At 32.4% G+C, this 20799-nt stretch carries 13 protein-coding genes and 1 pseudogene; 7 read left to right on the forward strand and 7 right to left on the reverse strand.

The features are described from left to right. The first annotated feature begins 20 nt into the window (after positions 1–20). From C8C83_RS03195 to C8C83_RS03225, 7 genes and pseudogenes are all read left to right on the forward strand, one after another. Entirely contained in the window at positions 21–10649 is a 10629-nt protein-coding gene (locus tag C8C83_RS03195) for a DUF6883 domain-containing protein (protein ID WP_121326410.1), read from the forward strand. A 6-nt stretch (positions 10650–10655) separates the two neighbouring features. Next, on the forward strand, positions 10656–10874 hold the full coding sequence (locus C8C83_RS03200; RefSeq protein ID WP_121326411.1) for a DUF4926 domain-containing protein: 219 nt from the start codon (positions 10656–10658) through the stop codon (positions 10872–10874). 81 nt (positions 10875–10955) lie between these two features. Beyond that, positions 10956–11981, forward strand: a pseudogene (locus tag C8C83_RS03205) (RHS repeat-associated core domain-containing protein); the annotation flags it as partial. Positions 11982–11996: 15 nt separating this feature from the next. Then, positions 11997–12500, forward strand: coding sequence for a hypothetical protein (locus C8C83_RS03210; RefSeq protein ID WP_121326413.1), 504 nt, complete (start codon positions 11997–11999; stop codon positions 12498–12500). A 455-nt stretch (positions 12501–12955) separates the two neighbouring features. Beyond that, positions 12956–13333, forward strand: a complete 378-nt coding sequence (locus C8C83_RS03215) for a hypothetical protein (RefSeq protein ID WP_121326414.1) — start codon at positions 12956–12958, stop codon at positions 13331–13333. A gap of 4 nt (positions 13334–13337) precedes the next feature. Beyond that, entirely contained in the window at positions 13338–13787 is a 450-nt protein-coding gene (locus C8C83_RS03220; protein ID WP_132011656.1) for a hypothetical protein, read from the forward strand. A 134-nt stretch (positions 13788–13921) separates the two neighbouring features. Further along, the gene (locus C8C83_RS03225; protein WP_132011657.1) at positions 13922–14341 is read left to right on the forward strand and encodes a hypothetical protein; all 420 of its coding nucleotides are present in this window, start codon (positions 13922–13924) and stop codon (positions 14339–14341) included. 693 nt (positions 14342–15034) lie between these two features. Here C8C83_RS03225 and C8C83_RS03230 read toward each other — a convergent pair. The 7 genes from C8C83_RS03230 to C8C83_RS03260 all read right to left on the reverse strand — a co-directional run bounded on the left by C8C83_RS03230 (position 15035) and on the right by C8C83_RS03260 (position 20734). Further along, the gene (locus tag C8C83_RS03230) at positions 15035–15247 is read right to left on the reverse strand and encodes a hypothetical protein (protein ID WP_121326417.1); all 213 of its coding nucleotides are present in this window, start codon (positions 15245–15247) and stop codon (positions 15035–15037) included. Positions 15248–15702: 455 nt separating this feature from the next. After that, a complete protein-coding gene (locus C8C83_RS03235; protein WP_121326418.1) occupies positions 15703–16641 on the reverse strand; it encodes a DUF6252 family protein in 939 nt (312 codons plus the stop codon). Positions 16642–16775: 134 nt separating this feature from the next. Next, the gene (locus tag C8C83_RS03240) at positions 16776–17897 is read right to left on the reverse strand and encodes a type II secretion system F family protein (protein ID WP_121326419.1); all 1122 of its coding nucleotides are present in this window, start codon (positions 17895–17897) and stop codon (positions 16776–16778) included. Continuing rightward, complete coding sequence (locus C8C83_RS03245) at positions 17887–18393, reverse strand: hypothetical protein (protein WP_121326420.1); 507 nt, start codon at positions 18391–18393, stop codon at positions 17887–17889. The genes C8C83_RS03240 and C8C83_RS03245 overlap by 11 nt, the downstream gene beginning before the upstream one ends. Beyond that, positions 18374–18718, reverse strand: a complete 345-nt coding sequence (locus tag C8C83_RS03250) for a hypothetical protein (RefSeq protein ID WP_121326421.1) — start codon at positions 18716–18718, stop codon at positions 18374–18376. Before C8C83_RS03250 ends, C8C83_RS03245 begins: the two co-directional genes overlap by 20 nt. Next, a complete protein-coding gene (locus C8C83_RS03255) occupies positions 18693–19904 on the reverse strand; it encodes a hypothetical protein (RefSeq protein WP_121326422.1) in 1212 nt (403 codons plus the stop codon). The genes C8C83_RS03250 and C8C83_RS03255 overlap by 26 nt, the downstream gene beginning before the upstream one ends. After that, on the reverse strand, positions 19904–20734 hold the full coding sequence (locus C8C83_RS03260) for a hypothetical protein (RefSeq protein ID WP_132011658.1): 831 nt from the start codon (positions 20732–20734) through the stop codon (positions 19904–19906). Before C8C83_RS03260 ends, C8C83_RS03255 begins: the two co-directional genes overlap by 1 nt. Positions 20735–20799: the final 65 nt, after the last annotated feature.

Consider the following 20799-nt stretch of genomic DNA (forward strand, 5'->3'; position numbering starts at 1 on the left):
ATAAATAAAAATATAGATACATGTATATCCGCCAGCATTTAACAGCAATTATATTCACACTTTTCTCCTTATGTTCATTTGGTCAACAAGAAGAGTTTTTAGGAGACCGAAAACAAGGAGCACAATTAGACGCGTCACCACAATTGGAGATAACTGATCCGAAGTTTTCAGACTTAAAAAAGCAAAATATCTTTACATCTGTAAATCCGGCTGTATCAATACATTTTGGATTTGATGAAAATTTGAAAAACTTAACAGAATATAATACTATATATTATTGCCGAATCGTTTTAGGAATCACCGCTTACGATATTTCTGGAAACAAAATAACTACCTATACCGATGCCAAAAACCAACAAAAAACGTATCCGGAATCGATAACATTAAATATAAAACATGATAATGTAACCAAAGGACAGCAGTTTGACGATTATGTAGTATATCAATTACCCGGAATCCATAAAGCAACAGTAAAGGTAATAGCTATAAGATATTATGATGAAACCAAAAATTACACAACAGTTGCCAATTCTTCCGTATATCTCGCATTAAAATTAAATACCGATAGGTATTACAATATGCAATTAAGCACGACACAGTTTACCTCTGTTTTTCCGTTGACCCATAAATTTATAAAATACAATGGTACAAGCGAAATAGAGGTTTCTAAAACAAGTGATAGTGCCGAAGAATTAGTCATTAATTGGACTGAAGACAAAAATGCACCCGCTGTAGAATATGAACTCGAATGGACATGGATTGATAATTATAAAAAAGAAGGAGGAAAATTAACTACAAACGAAATAGCATTAACAGAGCAGGATTTTAAATTAAACAGTACAAGAATTCAAACAAAAGAAGTTAGCTATAGAATTCCGCTTATATATTCTAATGGTTATTTAGTATACAGAGTCAGACCTGTAGGGAGATTTCTTGACGATACATCCAAGAATTTTTACGGAATATGGTCGTCTGGTTTGACTGATACATTTAAAAACATCAGTCAGTGGCCACACAAAATAGAGATTGATCAGGCGCACGAAGGAAACAAAAACTGGCAATATCAATCGTCATTTGCAGAAAATGGAAAGAAAAAAGAAGTAGTAAGTTATTTTGACGGAAGCTTACGTAACCGACAAACCGTTACCAAAATAAATTCGGATAATAAAGCCATTGTTGGCGAAGTAATCTATGACAATCAGGGAAGAGCTGCAATAGAAGTTTTACCATCTCCAATAGAAGCTTCTGGAATACGTTTTTATAATGATTTGAATAAAAATTCTAAAAATAGTATATACTCACACAATGATTTTGACTGGGATAATCCAAGTGTTTTAGATTGTGCTCCGGAACTGGTTTCAGGTATGGCAAATAATGCAGGAGCCAGTAAATACTATTCTGCAAATAATTTAAAACAAAACAATCATCAGGATTTAGTTCCGGATGCTAAAGAATATCCTTTTTCACAAATTGAATATACTCCTGATAATACCGGAAGAATAAAAAGAAAAGGCGGTGTTGGTCCGGAACATCAAATAGGTAAAGGACATGAAATGCAATATTTTTATGGCCAGCCTAAACAAGAAGAACTAAACAGGCTTTTTGGCTACAAAGTAGGTGATTTTTCGCGCTATAAAAAAAACATTGTTGTAGATCCCAATAAACAAACAAGTGTAAGTTACCTTGATCCGCAAGGAAGAACTGTTGCAACTGCACTTGCTGGCGATAACAACGGGAATCTCGTATCATTAAGTGACGAAAGTAACTCAGATTTGCACTTAACAACAATTACAAATTTAGTCGTAAACAACGATCGCTATACTTCCGGAAACAATGGGATATTTGAAGATGGAATACATTTAAATACACCCGTTTCGATTGTAAAAGAAGGTGAGGTAAAATTTGAATATACTTTAGATAAAACCGTTGGGGCTTATACCGAAGATTGTTTAAACGGCAAGCAATATCCTTTTGTTTATGATTGGTCTATAGACATGACAAATGATTGTTCAGAAGAATTGCTTACGGGATCAAATTCGTTAACTTCAAAATTTGGAACAGTTAATTTAAGTTCTTTTACTGCGGCATCACTAAATATTCCCAAAAGAGAATATAAGGGACTGCATTTAAATAGCTTTTTAAAAACCGGTTCTTATTTGTTAAGCAAAGATCTTCATATAAACCAAGATGCGCTTAATCAATATGCAGACGATTATATCTCTGAATTAATAAAAAATAAAAAGTGCTTACCTGAATTATCTTCATTAGAAGCAGATATAACAGTTACAGATTGTAATGTAACCTGCAAAAGTTGCGAACAGTCTTTGGTATGCGACAATCTTACTGTTGCTGAATGCGAAGCTTTTAAACTAAAACTTTCTGCAGATGAAACTGCTCTTGGAAACATAGCCAGTAGAGCATCTTACATCATTTCTGCTGAAAAACAATATGTACTCAAAAACCTAAAAGCTACTTTTCCTGACGATTCTTTTACTTTTAACGGAGCACAATTTGTGTCGCCTAATAAGGGCCAGAATGAAATAATTCCTAAAGTAAACAGTTATAAATTTGAGTTTAACGGTCTTTTAGCCGGATGCAGGGAATTATGCAAACAACCTATTAATGTTTGCAGTCTTAATTTAGAAATGTTATTGGGAGATGTTAGTCCGCATGGGCAATACGGATCTGTTGAAGGAATAGAAACAGACGATACTGATGACATATTAAATAATAAAACAATAGATCCTCTAAGTCTCTTTAATGATAATAACCAATTATTTTATGGTGGTTACACTACAAAAACAGAAACCAACCCAGAGACGAATAAACCCGAAGAAATAAAATTTTCTAATTACAACTGGAGAAATCCTTTTGGAGGAGCTTACAAGGAAGAAGACGGAACACCATCAAAAATAAGTGTAAAACTTGTTGGAGAAGGCAGATATAATCCAAATTTAGTAGATAATGCTTTTGTAGAGAAAGACTTAAATAATGATGATCCGGATACTTTTTTAACAGATCCTAAAAATCTGCGATATGCTGGTGATTTTATTTCTCTTTGGAAACCGAGCTGGGCAAATTCACTACTGCCTTATCATCCTGAATATCAATATTATGCATACAACACCGCATGGTGTAATAAACTCAATAATGACGGCAATAACTCTGACGGATTTGACGAACAACTAGCAAATATCGACTATTTTGACACCGAAAAACAAGCAATTGCCAACAGTAATCTTTTTACTGCTGGCGGTACAATAGCAACGCTTATAAACGTTGACTCACAAAACAGCGACAGTGATCCTTTTTATAATTCTAAAAACGATTTAGAATCTCAGACAGATTATATCTTACGAAAAGATCTAATGAAAGAGGCTTTGAATTTGAATTTTGATGGCATGGCACTTCAAAATGGCAAAAAACTGAACATGCTTCAGGCAGCTTATTATTTTGCTGTTTACACTAATGGGCTTGCACCTCAATCTGTTTATGAAGAATTTATAGATAAATCAAATACTGCATTATTAAGCTCAATAAACAGTATGAGCGATGTGAATTTAAAGCAAAGAATATGGGTTAATTTCAGAACTTATTATACCGGTTTTAAACAAAAAACACGTACCGTTTTTGGTCATATTTATGCAAGCAAAAACAATAATTATAATGATTGTATTGGCAATTCAGCAAGTTCAGACGCTTTTGTAGATTTATTTAAAAAATACAGTACTGCAAATTTTGAAAGACTTACAGCAATAATAAATACTATTCCTCAAACTCCGGCTAGTACAGGCGTAACACTTGCATGTTCAGACCTTACGGCAACTTATTATAAAAGTAAAGAAAAAAGATTTGTTCCGGTTGATTTTGGTTACGATGCATCGCTTAGTGATGAAGAGATCCTTGCCGAGGTTAAAAAGACTGTCGAAACTGGTATGTATCTCGAAACCGGAAGCTGCCCGAGAGCAAATGACCTTCAAAATTTCCTGAATGGATTACTTGACACCTCTATTCAAAACAAAGGACTATTGGTTAGCAGTTTGAATACTACAAGCATGCTTTATTTAACCAAAGAATTATTTGATGCTCAGGTAAATCCTGAATTCAATCTGGAATCAGCAACTGAAATTCCGCAAATAAATGCCTCTCAGGATGTCTCCGGCAATCTTAATATTGGCTTTACCTACAAGAATAATTCTATTGCAACACCCATACAATTAAGATTTACAAATACTAAAACCAATTATAAAAATCCTTGCGGCGCAATTGTAGACGCCCCAAAATGGGAAGACATAATTAGTTTCAAAAACCTGTATGCATTACCACAATACAATGCAGCCAGTAAAACCTACACCTTTCAAATTTTGGCTGTTGTAAAAAGAAAAAACAGCAGTACAAATTGTACCTCTACCGAAGAAATAATTGTAGAAGGCTCCACAAAAGCAGCAATTAATGGCTGCAATGATTTAGCCGAAGTTCCCTGTGATAAAAAAGAAAAATTCAATAGTGCTCTTAGAAACCTTGTATTTCATTTGCAAGCCAGCGGAACTATTCGAAGTAATGATTTAAATATAACTAACGAACCTGCTTTTACAGGAGATTATCTGTATACCTATTTTGGTATTAAACAAGGAGATGTTGTAAAATGGAATAACAATACAGATGGTATCTCTATTACCGTTAACAATAGCCCTCGTATGGCGATAAATCTTTCCGGCTATGATTTGGGAAAAGATTATATCAGAAACATCACGATAGCCCAATTATCTGAACAAAGAGAAGGCAGTTATAATACTTTGAGAATTACTACAAGAGGCGGAGCTTTTGCCTCCAACAAAGTTATAACCGCCAGAATTACATCCGGGAATTCAAAAAAGGCACTTTATTTTGATTGTTGTTCGTCTTGTGGTGAGTTGGATTATGATGGAGATGGTTTTGGAGATATTTGTGGAGATCCGCTTTCACCTTCTAGAATAAACAGCTGCTTAAGTGAGCTTGGAGGAAATAATGACTTAGAATCTACATTTGAAGCAAACTTTACAAAAACTCTTAATAGAGCTATTAGCAATGGCATTATGCCACGTTACATAAATACATTTTCTGATCCAAAAGCAACAGAGCTTAAAAATCTTATAAATGATGCAAATTTAGTATCTCATTATCAGTTGGGCAAAGATTACTATTTTTCACTGCAAACCTATCCGGGAGCTTTGACAAGTCGCGTAACACTTTCACAATATTATTCATCTATTAGTTCATCAAGTATTCAATTCATTCTAGCAAATGAGGGGTATTTAATTTTATGGACTCCAAATGCGGATCAGATTAGTGAAATTCTCTTTTTAGATATTCTAAATGGAAATGGCACTGCCAAAGTAATATATAAAAATAAAGACGGTCAAATCTTAACTGTCAATAATGCAAGAGTAGAAATTAGTATTGGACTTGCAATACAAAACAATACTGGCGTAGGAGTACGTACACAGTTATGTCAATTTTTCTCCGATAAATACCCTGTTGTCACTCAAAATCAGCTTTTAAAAGGTAATGCAGTAAAATTAGATCTTTTTGAATTTACTATAGACGAAAATGGCTTACTTCCATTAAAAAGCAGCCCTTTGAAAAATGCAGGATTATTGGGTACAAATTCAATTTCATTACATACAACTACAACAAACTGTGACACTTTCTGCGTCCCTCCTACTGTTGCCCCAATAATTTGTGGTGATAAATGGAATGAATTTAAAATACAATTACACAATAAAGTATCAGATTATAGCATTCCTGAAAATCTAACCAAAGATGGCAATTATTTCTGTGAAGCAAATTTTGGATATATCAGCACAGATTATTTGGCTTATTTAACCAAGTTGCAAATTACAACGGAACAAAACCCGCTTTTTATAACCATTGAAGAGTTTGCCGCAACCAAATTAAAATACGGTAACCCAAAAGCACCAGAAACTGTTGAAAGTTATGCCAGTTATGTATCTGTGCAAAAAACAGCCAAAACCGAAGAATTATTGACCTGGATACAATTTGCCAATAAATATGTTGCGAATAACAAGATTTGTGCTCCGGCAACAATGGTACCAACATTTAGCCTGGAAGTCCCTACTAACGAAAAAAGAACTCCTTGCGAAATATATGCAAATACCGTAAAAGCATCTAACAAACAAGAAATAGAGAATGCATTTTATGCTAATAAAAAGGAAGAATTTAAACAACGTTACCTAAAAGCATCACTTGAAGGAATAACCGAAACATTAACACAAAGCTCTAAGGACAAAGAGTACCAATATACCCTGTATTATTATGATCAGGCAGGAAACTTAATTCAGACCGTACCTCCGGAAGGCGTTGCAAGATTACAACCTGCTTCTGATGCAACCATAAAAACAGTAAGAGAAACCAATCCCGAAAAAGAAGATTTGGCAGCGGTAAATGGCGTTGCTGTAGCGCCAAGTCATAAAATGCAAACCCAATACCGTTATAACTCCTTAAACCAGTTGGTATGGCAACAAACTCCGGACGGAAATATAACCCGATTTGCCCATGATGCACTTGGAAGAGTTGTCGCATCGCAAAATGCAGAACAAATAAAAACAAAACGTTTTAGTTATAGCCGTTATGATGGTTTGGGCAGAATTATCGAAGCCGGACAATTTGTGACTAAATCAACTCTTTTGTTAAATATCAACGACAACGGAAGACTAATTTTTGCAAATAATACCAATCTGGTTCCGGTAGATGGTATCTTAGATCTTTACCCGTACAGTCAAGGGGTAACTTTTGAGCAGGTTACCAAAACATTGTACGATATTCCTATGGCAGATACCAGCGATTGGTTTACGAATTATGCCGAAGATAACTCGCATAAAAGAGTCACTGCTGTATTGTATTACGACAAATTAACAGCCGAAATAAAAGATATAATAGCATATGATACTTACAGCAATGCAATATTATATGACTATGATGTACACGGAAACGTAAAAGAACTTATCCAGCACACCAATAACAATACAAAATTAAGCCAGCTCAACCAAGACCGTAAAAAAGTAGTTTACGACTATGATTTAATTAGTGGTAATGTCAATAAAGTAACATATCAGCCTAATAGTACCAAAGATCAATTTATACACCGTTATGAATACGATGCTGATAATAGAATACAGCAAGTATACACCAGTAAGGATAATGTTATTTGGGAAAAAGAAGCCAACTACCTTTATTATGAACATGGCCCACTGGCACGTGTAGAAATTGGAGATAAAAAAGTACAAGGACTAGATTATATCTATACACTGCAAGGTTGGCTAAAAGGCGTAAACTCAGAAAGACTTGGTTCACAATACGATGCCGGAAAAGACGGATTAAGTGTGGCCCAAGACGCCTTTGGCTTTGCTCTAAACTATTACAAAGGCGATTATCAATCGAGATTTAGTACACAAGACAATACAATATTCAGTTTTAGTAAAGGCGCAAATCTCGAAAAAGATTCAAACCTGTACAATGGCAATATAAAAGAAATGGTAACGTCATTGCTTAATACTCAGCAAAAACCAATTTCGACACAATTTAATTATTACAAATACGATCAGCTTAACCGAATCAAAGAAATGACTTCTCAGTCTATTTCCTACAATCAAAATTTAAGTACCAATACCCCAACAGCGGGTTATCACTCTAATTACAGTTATGATAGAAATGGAAACCTAACAACCCTAAATCGTTGGGCACCATTACCTGGTACTGGTGTGATAACACTTATGGATCAGCTGACGTATAATTATATAACAGGTACAAACAAATTGCGACATGTAAATGATGCCGTACCAAATGCAGTATTTACAAACGGCGCAGCCAATGATACATCTCTCGATATAGACAATCAAACCGCCGATAATTATGGCTACGATAGCATTGGTCAGTTAAATGCCGATAAACAAGAAGGTCTAAAAATCGAATGGCGTGTAGACGGAAAAGTAAAAACAGTAACCAAAAACAATGGTACGATTATTAGTTTCGAATACGACGGTTTAGGCAATAGAACCGCCAAAACTGTAACAAGCGGTACCAATGCCACTACAACTTATTACCAACGTGATGCACAAGGCAATGTATTGAGTGTTTACGAAATGGTAAAACAAGGAACCGTTCTTAAATATTATCTGGTAGAACAGGATATTTATGGCAGCAGTCGTTTAGGTGTCGAAAAAGGAAGAAAAGAAATCACTGCAGATCTGCTACAAAGCACACTAAGATCAGGAGCAAATAATCTTTTGGCAGGAACAGCACAAACTGTAGTTCCAGAAGTTAATGAAGACCAATATGGTTTAAATTTTACAACCATAGATGCTAAAGCAACTTGGGATGAAAAACCAGAGAATTCAATTAACTTATTTGATAATTCAATACCAAAAACAGAGTCAATAATAGTAAACACGCATTTAAAAATTGATCCAACCAATACAGGTATTAATCTGGTAGCAGCTTTGCATGGAGTTTTTGAAGAAGGAGACTCTTGGCCGGGAGATAGAACCAACTCCTATCTAAGTTCTTTATTAATCTCAGTTAAAAAAAGCGAAACAGGTTACACACCAATAATTACACTACAAAAATACCGTAGAGGACACAACGCTTATATGAATGGTAACAGAAATAGACGTTATAGTTTTAGAAGTTATGCATCAACTACAAATTATGAAATTATTTCGCCTGCAATTCCAGAAGACGAATGGGATTTACAAACAGAAATAACAAGAAGCATAACTTCTGACGAATATACTGTAACTATAACCTTAAATGGTAATAAATACAAAACTATTGCAAAAGTAACCGAAGACCACAATGGAGTCGAGAATAAAGGGATGAGAAGCGGTTCTGAAGACCTTCATATTATATTACAAAAAAACTCTATAGGAGCTACCTCTATTATACATCGCCCTGGTGATGAAGAGAAATTTAATGCCCTAAAAGCCGAAATATGCGACTTTAGTTTTACAGTAAACAATGGTCAGGAACCTGAAGATATCAAAACCAATTATTTTAGTTTTGATGAAGGAAAAGGCACAAAAACCATAGCTACTACAGGTCAGGAAATGACTTTAAGTAACGTTGCTTTTTCACAATCTTATTGTGGCGCAAGAGCCGATGACAGCGATGGTGACGGCATATTAAATAAAGACGATAATTGCCCTTATGTATTTAACCCGTTACAAGAAGATATAGACAAAGACAAAAGAGGAGACGTCTGTGATAATTGCAAATATATCCCTAACTTTGACCAACTTGATAGCGATGGCGACGGTATAGGCGATGCTTGCGATAACTGCAAATTTATCGCCAATGCTGACCAAATTGATACAGATGGCGACGGTATAGGCGATGTATGCGATAATTGCCCAACAATTGCAAACCCATTACAAGAAGATACCAATAACAATGGTATTGGCGATGTATGCGAAGGATTAGCACAAGGTCAAGGAAAAGAAACTTCTGCTACTACTCCTCTACTTGCCTATCGTTTTGTTGGCGATAAACAATACGAGCTTTCGAATCATTTAGGCAATGTATTATCAGTTATTAGTGATCGAAGCTTATTAAACGGCAATACTTTTTATCCAGACGTTCTTACATATTCTGATTATTACCCTTTTGGTATGCAAGTGCCTCAACCCGAAAAACCTGCCGGAGATTATCGTTATGGGTTCAACGGTAAAGAGAAAGATAATGAAATAATGGGTGGTGATGGAAACTTCCAAGATTATGGAATGAGAAGTTATAATCCTAGGCTTGGTAGGTTTTTTACAATTGATCCACTTGCAAAAAGTTTTGCTCATTATAGCTCATATCAATTTGCAGGAAATACACCTATTCAAGCCATTGACTTAGATGGAGCAGAAGAATATCATTATTTAGCTAATTTTGATAGAAACTCAGGAACGATAATTTTTAAACTTGAAAACAGTAAAACAGTAAAAGAGAAAACCTTTTTGGGATGGAGCTGGATTCCAAAAGAAAAACATACTATTATTTATCAGGGTGATGATGGAGATAAAAGCACTTTTGTTTTCACTTCAAACTATCACGCAAGACTGGGAGCTGAATTTGTAACAGTAAATGCCATTCCTGATTTTAGAAAATTTGTAAAAGATTCTAAAACGAATACTTATAAAAATGCTGCCGAAGCAGAAAATGTTCTAAATAGAACTTTTATGAGTGAGGGCGCTAAAACTGTAAATGATTGGGGTGGTGCTTTAGTTGATTATTCTACATCAAGAGATGCATTTTCAACAAAGCTTCCTGTAACTGAAAAAGCAGTATCAATCACGGAAAAAAGTGTTTCTTATAAATTAAGTACTTATCTATTGAATAAAGAACACCCTGTTGGCAAATCAAAAGCTAATTGGTTTGAAAAAGCACTTGGATTTACAAATCAGAATATGGATAAATTAGCCAAACAAATTATATTCGACCCTTCAAAAGCTGTTTCTACAGGCAATAATGGCCATGCAAATATGTATGAACAAATAATTCCAATAACAGGAGCTAATGGTAGGAAAATTGATGTACAGTTTAATTTTGCAGTACCAAACGGAGAAACATCCCCAAAACTTGTTGGAGCAATTCCAGCTAAAAAGTAATAAAGTATGATAAGAGAACATGATATTATTAAAATTAAAATTGATTTGAATGATAATATAAAAGCTGGTACAATTGGGGTAATATTATCAATTTATGAAAATGGAAAATTTTTCCTTGTCGAATTCGTTGATAAGAATAATCAAACAATAGGAGATGGAATGACACTTGTTGATTTTAAAGATATTGAACTCGTTTCCAGCCATTCTAAGGGTTCTAATGAATAAAAAAGTCCCAGCTCGGCAAAGTGTGTAGCTCGCTGCGCAAACGTCCCAGACGTTCTTACGTATTCTGATTATTACCCTTTTGGTATGCAAGTGCCACAACCCGAAAAACCTGCAGGAGATTATCGTTATGGTTTTCAAGGTCAGGAGAAGGATAATGAAATTAAAGGCGGTGACGGGAACTCCATGAACTTTACCTTTAGGATGCATGATCCTAGGATTGGGAGGTTTTTTGCAAGAGATCCGCTGGCAACTGAGTATCCTTGGAATTCACCATATGCATTTAGTGAGAATAGGGTAATTGACGGAATCGATCTAGAGGGATTAGAGTATTATCAAGCAATTGGTGATCCTCACGATGCAGATATAACAGATTCATTTAATCCTGCTTTTTCATTCAATTCTGGAATGGCTGCAGTTGCTAATACAGTAAGAAAGGCAAATGCAAAACTATTTGGAAATACTACTTATACACGTGTAACGGTTAAGATTCAAGATTATGTTGATGTGTTTTCAGGAGCATCGACATCAGGAACTATTACAGAATCAAAACAGGTTAATGTTTATAATGCCAATCCAATGGATGGCTTGTTGGATACAGTAGAAGTTTTGGGGAATGTTGTCGGTATGGGAGCAAAAGCCAAAGGTTTAAGTAAAGGAGCTGGAGTACTTTTAAGTAAAACAGCACCAAAAGGTACTATAGTAAAACAAGCAGCAGTAAAATCTTTTGAAGAATTAGCTGAAGGTGGAGCATATGGCAGAATGAAAAATTGGGTTGAAGACGGAATTAATATAACAGAAAAAAACCATGTACCCTCTAAAGATGCAATTAAAGTATCTGGTGTTGGAATTTCTAATTATTTAGGAAGTGCTCATATAATGAATAAAGCTGATCATAGAGCTTTTATTTCAACTGGAAGTAAAGAAGCTTCAAAAGTATTCAGAAACGCAGAAGCTAAATTGTTAAAAGCAGGAAAATATATGGAAGCATTTGATCTAAATGCAACAGCAATAAGAAAACAATTTGGTAATAAATATGATAAGGGATTAAAAGAAGCAAGGGAATATTTTGAAAAAGAAGTCGTACCTACATTATCGTCACATAATTAATTTTGTAAAAAAAACATGAAAATAAAATCTTATATAGGTATTGATAATTTGCTTTTTACTGACAATTTTAAAGAAATTAGCAATAAGCTAAAAGAATTCAAAATTGAAAAAGGAGAAACAATGTTTATGGATAAAGTAAATTTAACGTTGTTTGTTGAGCAATTAGATCTTTTAATCACTTTTAGTAATAATGTTGGAGATTCAGTCGAATGCTTCGAAATTAATAGAAAGAATGTATTTTTTGAAGATATGAATTTAATGAAATTGAAATATGATTTTTTAGAAGAATTTATAAAAAAATCAGATCCTGATATAATTATAGATGAAGAAGGTTTCAACTCTCCAAAATTTGGTTTTGGAGCTTACAGAGGGGTAAATAATAGTAAATATACTTTATATCCTAAATCTGTAATAGTTTTTAATAATACTTATTTGTCTAAAGAAATGCCCAGTGAAGACGATATTATTAAGTTTTATTTAGGAGAGAATTATGATCCAAACTCGAATCCCTTTGAATAAACCACAAAGAGCATAAAAACAAAAAAGCAACCTAGAAATGGGTTGCTTTTTTTTTGAGAGAATGCCAATCTTATATTTAAATTAAAAAGAAAATGTTCTGGCATTCTTTCAAAAAAAATGCATAGCGTTTTGCGGCGATTGAGCAAAATAAAAAAAGAATCCTAGTGTCCCGAAGTTTCGGGAGCAGCAGCGTCGGGGATTATAGAGGTCTTAAGGAACTGAGATATTTTACATAATGAGTTTATAGTGAAAGGCGAAGCGTACCGGCACGGCTTGCACTATAATGACTTGTTATGTAACATAGCTTTAGTGTGGTTTATCTCTTAGTTCTTGAAAAACCAATGCGCAAAGTATGTCGATAAAGAGATTTTAGATTTGGCTTATTCTGTTCTCAATAAGCCTTTTATGGATTTATTGATTTTGTGGTTCATCGTAATTTTGTCAAAAAATAAGATATGACCACAAATCCTATTGATTTTAGAAAATTTGCAAAATTAGTTCAGGAACATACACGTAGAAAAGAAATAATTCAGGAACGAATAAATACAAAACTAATGTACACTGTATTGATTAGTTTAACACTGGTTATACCTGGCGGAGGTGAACTTGAGGGGTCATTAATAGAAAGTCAATTACAAACAAAAGAACAGCAGCAAGTCTTTCACTCTGTTAAAGCAATTGTTCGTGGTATTTCGAGATTTTTTTCAATCAATAGTTTAAGTTCTGCAAAAGGAGGAACCGAAACGGTGAAAGGAACAATTGGTGTTTTAGATGACACCACGGGTACTATTGGTGAGGTACAAAGTATAAATAATGCAGAAGATAAAAAATAGCAATATGAAATATACTACCTCATATACAAACAGCTTAAATTTTTTCTGGATATTACTTTTTGGGTTCTCATCTCCATTTATTATATTTCCAGAGGTAAACCAGATTTACTTATCAATATACTTTATATTGATTTTACTTATTGCATATTCTTTTTCAATACATTTTATATATCAAATAGAAATAATAGACACAAAAATTATTAAATCCTATTTTTTAAAAAAAGAAAAGGAAATTATAAATTTTGAACAAATTAAAAGTGTTTCTATTTCTATTCCTTCTTTTAGAGACCCTCCTGCCATTGGAATTATTTATTTAGATTCTTTAAATAAAGAGAAAAAAAATTGGTTTATCTGCTTTGATAAAAGTGATTTAAAAAAACTTTATAAGTTTTTTATTGATCACGGACTCAATGTTGAAGTTGTTCCAAAAGAAAAACTGAATGATTTATTATAAATTCCTTAACACATCTAAGAAGAGTTCTTTTTAGAAGTAAATCTATCGCTATCATATTGCAAATAACCGAATTTAAACCTGTTAATCGCAATAAAGACTAAAGCAAGTACTAAAATATAAAACATAAAAAAGATATGAAATCGAATCTAGTTATTTTAATTTTCATTATATCACAAAATCTATTTTCGCAAAGTTTAGCTGAAGAATATTACATCTCAATGGAACCTCTTTGGAAAAATGCAATTACTGATGAAATGAGAAATCAGATTGATTCTAAAACAAATGATGATTACATAAAAATCTATGGTGTTGGATTTTGGGAATCTCAAGCTATAATTTCAAAAAAAAGTACAGAAGAAAAGATTTCTTTTTTAAAAAATATCCTTGCTTTAAATATTTTTAATGAAAATGATGGTGAAGTCACTATTTTAATTGAGTCAGGTAATTTTAGCGAACCAAATCAAAAAGGTTTTGTAATTTATGATAATGAATTTTATTTTTTTATCAAAACCCCAACAAAGATTATAAACTTGAAAAATATTATAAATACATAAAGAATTTAAAAAAAATAAATAAAAATAGTGTTCGAAGTATTCTATTTTTTGCTTTAAAGAACAATCGGTCCGATATTATAGAAAAATTGATTGAAGATGAAATGAAGGATTCCGAAAATAGAAATCAAAACCCAATTATAAATTATGAGATTATAAATTATAATTTCAAAAGAGAAAAAAGGTTAAACTTATATTATTATAATCAATATGAGCTCTAGGTTAATATCCAGCCCAGCTCCGCAAAGTGTGTAGCTCGCTGCGCAAATATCTCTGACTTTGCGCCCACAACGATAAGCCACAAAGAGCATAAAAGTAAAAAAGCAACCTAGAAATGGGTTGCTTTTTTTTTGAGAGAATGCCACCCTTACAGTTCAATTAAAAAGAAAATGTTCTGGCATTCTTTCAAAAAAATGCATAGCGTTTTGCGGCGATTGAGCAAAATAAAAAAAGAATCCTAGTGTCCCGAAGTTTCGGGAGCAGCAGCGTCGGGGTTTGTAGAGGTCTTAAGCAACTGAGATATTTTATATAACGAGTTTATAGTGAAAGGCGCACCGCACCGGCACGGCTTGTACTATAATGACTTATTACGTAACATAAACTTTGGTATGGTTTTATATTTTATGTCTTGAGAAACCAATACATAAAGTGTATCCATAAAGAATATAAAAAAGAAACCGCACTGATTGTGAGGTTTTATGCTTTATAATATTTTCTGATTGTTTTTCTATAGACAAAAATCAGGGAATCTTTTTTTATATAAGTACTATCTTTTATCATAATCCTGGAACATCCGCAAGGCAATAGGTTGTAATATCTCGGTTTATAATACAAACGGGTTGTGTCTTTTTGTTGCGCATTTACAGAAACCATCAATAAAAGCAGAGTAATAAGAATTATTTTTTTCATTAAGAAGAGAATGCTTTTTTTGCTTTAAAATTCTCGATACAAGTATCAATCAAATTAAAGAGAATGTGTTGGATGTAATGATCTAATTTTTGAATGTCTTTTATTCTCTTCATTATTTTTTTTGTCACAGGTATATTTTGTCCGTCCTAGCTCCACAAAGTGTAGCGCTGGCAAATGTCTCTGACTTTGCGCCCTCAACAATAAGCCATAAAGAGCATAAAAGCAATCTCGAAATGGGTTCCTTTTTTACTCTAAATTTTCATCCAAATATTACATTAATATTTTAAACCTGATAATCTGAACCTAAACCCTCTAAAAAAAGAATAATAAAAACTTCTAAATAAAACTCAAAAATTTTCACTTTTATTCCTCAACATATAAGTAATAAATATATTTTTTATTCATAAAAAATCCGCAAATAGCGGATTTTAATGTAATTTGAATAACGGTGCTTTTTAATATGAAATATTAAAGGCTCCTTCAGTTATCTCATGTTTCACAGTTGCAGGATATGTTACTAAAGAAGCTGTAAACGTTCCGCTAATTGTTTTCTTAGCGGTATCATGGCTTAAAATAACAATAGTTCCTTTTGAGGCATCAAACATATTACCAAGTGTTGCATCTTTACTATATGTTAGAACATAATCAAAACCAGAACCAACACTATAAGTACCTTTTTTTATAGTACTAGGTATAGCAACTAAAATATTTTCGACACTTCCTTTTATGCCACCGATCATTATTTTTCCCATAACAGAAATTGCCGTCACACTTGTAGGAACAAAATTTGTTCCGTCTAATTTTGCCGAAAAAGTGTTCTTATTCACAACAGGAACATTACTTGTATAAGCAATCTCATTAAAAGATCCTTTGGTGAAAGTTTTGTTTTCTAATTTATTGTTAGAATTAGATCTTATGCCCGTAAACTGAAATGTCCCTGACAATTTTTTTGTTTTTGAATCAATCGATGTTATTGTAACAGTTGCAGTATCTTCATAATCTGAAATACCTAACTCATTATTGGCATCTTCTTTAGAAAGGCCAATAAAAGAACTATCATCTGTAGAAGAAGCACTATAAGCCAATCTCAAATCCCAACCTTTATTTTGATTGCTTACATTTTTCCAGGTATAGGTTCCTACTTTATTAGAAGGCACGGTTATTACAATAAAATCTCCCTTTGAGGAACGTAATCCCATAATCGAGATATAATCATCCTCTATAATGGCTTGTACGGATGTAGAAACAAAAGTTTGACCATCAAAATCAAATTGCAATTTTCCTGCTGCCGTATCAACGACGACTTCATCATCAACCGATTCATCGCTGCTGCAAGAATTAAAAAAGAATCCTACCGTTAGGATTGAGACAAATAAAACATAAATTTTTTTCATAATAATTTTATATAAATTAGACTGTAAGGTGAAAAAAATGCGTCCAAAAATAAGCCTCAATACGTTTTAGAAGTATTAAAATAAGACAGTTTTTAACAAATTATTATAAAATGCAATTGATATCAGAACAGGGATTACTTATTGATAATTTTACTTAAATCAAACATCGGCGCATACATAGAAACCATTATTACTCCAACAATGGCGCCTATTATAATGATAATCATGGGTTCCAGAATCACGCCTATCATTTTGGTTTGATGACTTATTTCTTCATTGTATTGTTCTGTTAATCTTTCAAACATAGCCTCAAGCTGATTGACCTGCTCTGCTACCTCAACCATAGAAACCATTTTATTTTCAAACACATCGTGTTTTTTTAAACTTTCATGCAATGAAGCTCCTCTTATTATGTCTTCTTTTATTTGTTCGATAGCAATTTCTATAGGGTAAAAACCAATCATTTTTGCGGTTAACGACAAAGAATTTATTAAGGTTGTTTTAGAGGTAATCAACAAATTCATAGCTTGGCAGAAACGTGATATGTATATTTTGCGAATCAAGTTACCAAAATAAGGGATTTTTAAAAGTACTTTAGTTGTAAACGATCTGTAACTATCTTTTTGTTTTAGCAAGCTATGAATGAGTATTAAACCAATTATAACTCCAATTGTAGCAGAAAAAATCATCCCGGAATGATTCGATATTTTGAGAATAATTTGTGTACTTTTTGGTAATTCACTTCCAAATTGTCTAAAAACAGAACTGAACATCGGAACAACTTTATTAAGCATAAAATACAAAACCAGAAACGTAACCAACATTACAATAGTAGGATAAGTCATAACAGAGATAATCTGTCTTTTCATTTGAATTTTTCGATTAAAGTACTTTTGTAATTCTCCCAGAACTTCTTCCAGTTTTCTGGTTTCTTCGCCAATTTGAATACTATAATATTCGTAAGCCGAAAATTGATTGGTTTCTCTCATTGACTCATAAATACTTCTTCCTTCAATCACTTTTTCTTTGATTACAAGGATTAATTCTCTCTCAAATTTATTAGCAGCTTGATTACTAAGAATTTCAAGTGCTTTTTTAAAATCAACACCGGATCTTAGAAGCATACCAAGCTCTCGATAAAAAATCTCTTTTTTTTTGTCAGACAGCTTTTTAGAGAATTTAAAAGATTTTGTTTCAATTCTGGAATCCTTCTTCTCCCCTTTTGGTGCATTATAAGCAGTTAAATCAAAACTCATTTTTCTTTATGTTTTGTAACAATTCATTTGGATAAACTCTTTTGTAAAATTTTAAAACTATCTCTTTTTCGTTTGATTCTACATTTAATTTTACTTTCTGATAAACATTTTTTTCAGATTTACTTTTAATCGTATCCACAATTATTTTATTCACTTTGATTCTGAAAGTATCAATAAAATTTTCTTTCTTTCTTAAAATATAATCGTTAGAAAATTGATACAAAATTCTGTCACCTGTGTATCCATTAAAATAAATTTCATTTTCATCAACCATCATTTTTTCTTTTTCAAAAATATCTTTATTCAAACTATATGTCAATCTGTTAAGGTCGTTGATTAATTCGTTTTGGGTTTTAAAATCCAGCATTCTTCCGGTAACAATAGAAAAAATCACAAATAAAACTCCCATAATAATAGCCGTAATAGCCATACCAACTACCGCCTCAATAATAGAGAAAGCGGGAACCGAATTTATACTATTCCGCATCTTGTACATAAAAACTTTTTTTGAACTTAAATTGTGTACTGTCTTTATATTCTATTAAAATCTTTTTAAGATTATCATTTATTATTTCTTCTTCGATCAATAAATTTTCATTTTGACTTTCGTTTAAAACAGAATCGTTTTTTAACTCCAATAAATAAAATAATTCATTGACTTTATTTTGGGTACCATAAAATTTAGCCGATGTTTTTGAAGTATAAACTGAAGCAAAAATCAGAACTGCAAAGTACAAACAGATCGAAATGATTGTTAAGGCAATAACTGATTCCAATATCGAATTAGCCGAGAAATTAAAGCACTTTTTTGATAACTCCATAAGTCGCTTTTTGAGTATTAAACAATGGAATCGAAATAAAATATGCCGGACGTTTTTCTATATTTATTTCAATATCGCTAATCATATTTTCATAGGTGGACGAAGCTGTTTTCATAAAAAAACGATTTACATAAACAGAACCATAAACATTACTTTTAAGCATTAGCTTTCCTGAACAATACAAATCTCCTAATAACAGTCCTTTTTCATCTATTTCAATAGTATTTTTGTCAATTAGATCAATGGTATTGCCAAATAAAACCACAGCACCGGTTATTTGGCATTCTTTCTTTATTTTTATTTTAGATTCATCTGCACTTTCATTATACACACATAGTACCGATGGATAATTTAAAATTACTTTTTCTTCGAGTTCGATTCCATTTGTTGCAAATGCCTGAACAGTTCCTCTAAATCCTTCTTCAAAAGTTATTTTTGGGGCTATTAAAATCACATCTTCAAGAACCACATTTTTTTTAACCCGAATAGAATCTGCAGATTTTAAAATAAAGTTACCCTTAAAAATACTATTGCTAAGGATGGATTTTATCTGAATCTCTTTTGTAGTATTAAAAAATGAATTGAAATACAACGAATCTTTTGTTTTTTCTAACTCTGAAATATCTATTTTTTCTGATTTTAAGCCTTGAAATACTTTTTTAAACTCAGGATTTATCTCTGGTAATTGTGGTTCTGAAATAGCGGTTGGTCCATTTGCGATAAGTTGATTTAGACTATTGTTTATATAAGAGGTTTCGATAAAAGTATTTGGTAAATGGTTGTGGCCAATAAGTTTTACTTTTCCGGAATAATACAATGATTTGGACAAATTAGTTAAATACAGCGCATTCTTATCAATATCTTGTTTACCAACAAAATGCATCGAAGATACTGTATCCTTTAAAATATAAGATTGTGCTAAAACCACGGAAAACAATCCGTATAATTTGGTCTTATAACAGCCTTCTATCTCTGAGTTTTTATCTTTTTCAATATCAGTGATAACTGTTTTATTTCCTAAAGCAAAATTTAAAACTGAATGATTCTGAATGTAAAGTTCTTCCTGAAGATTATAGTATGAATTAAGCTGGTTGTATAAATTAGAAAAATATAGCAAAGCCCCGCAAATAATTGATACAATTAAACAGATATAAATAGCATACAACAAACTATGAGCCTTAACCATTATTGAGCTGCTTTATCTTTCTTTTTAAAAAGATTTTTGAAAAAGGTTACTATTTTATTCTCTTTTTCAGGTTCTTTTTTGGCTTCTTCTCTGGCTTGTTTTTTTAATAAGCGTTCTTCTTTTTTCGCTGCAGCTTCAGACTCATTTTGTTTCTTAGCTTTTTCTTTTGCGATCGCTTTTTCTTCTTTGGCTTTGGCTTTATAATTATCCAGTTGGTCTGCGTCAGCGAGAGCTTCTACTCTTTTTTGTTCCTTCTTAGCATTTTCTAAATTGTTTTTCTCTTGCTTTATTTTATACTTTTCAGATTTATTAAAAGTTGGTTTTTGTATTATAACTTTCCCTTTTTTGTAAATAACAGTATCTTTCTTCTCTGTATCAATCCATTTTCCGGTTTTATAGTTTGCAACAAACCTCCCTTTTTCTACTAAATTACCGGTAATGTCAAAACGGGAATAAATTCCGGAACGCAAACCATTATGCCAATTTTGATCTGTGGCCAAAATACCATTTTGATGCCAGGTTTTCCATATCCCAACTCTTAGTCCATTTTTAAATTCTCCTTGCTCTGCCAGTTGATTACTATGATACATTTTGATAAACTTATCATTTAACAGATCTCCGGCAATTCCGCCCTGAGTTTCGTGTATAAGACCTCCTTTAAACCAAGAATACATATGGGTTTTATTCGGTTTTATTTTTTTGTCTGTAGTAAAAAATTCATATCTAAAATCTTTATCAGAAATTCTTTTTACCGTATAAGGATCACTAAAAGAAAGCAATGCAAATGAGAGAACTATAAAAAAAGTAGATTGTAAAAAAATTGATTTCAAAATGATATTTTTTAATATTTATAAAATAAGGAAGATGCTTTTAATGAACTATACACGATTCCTGA

Source organism: Flavobacterium sp. 90, assembly GCF_004339525.1.
In the GTDB taxonomy this organism is placed as follows: domain Bacteria; phylum Bacteroidota; class Bacteroidia; order Flavobacteriales; family Flavobacteriaceae; genus Flavobacterium.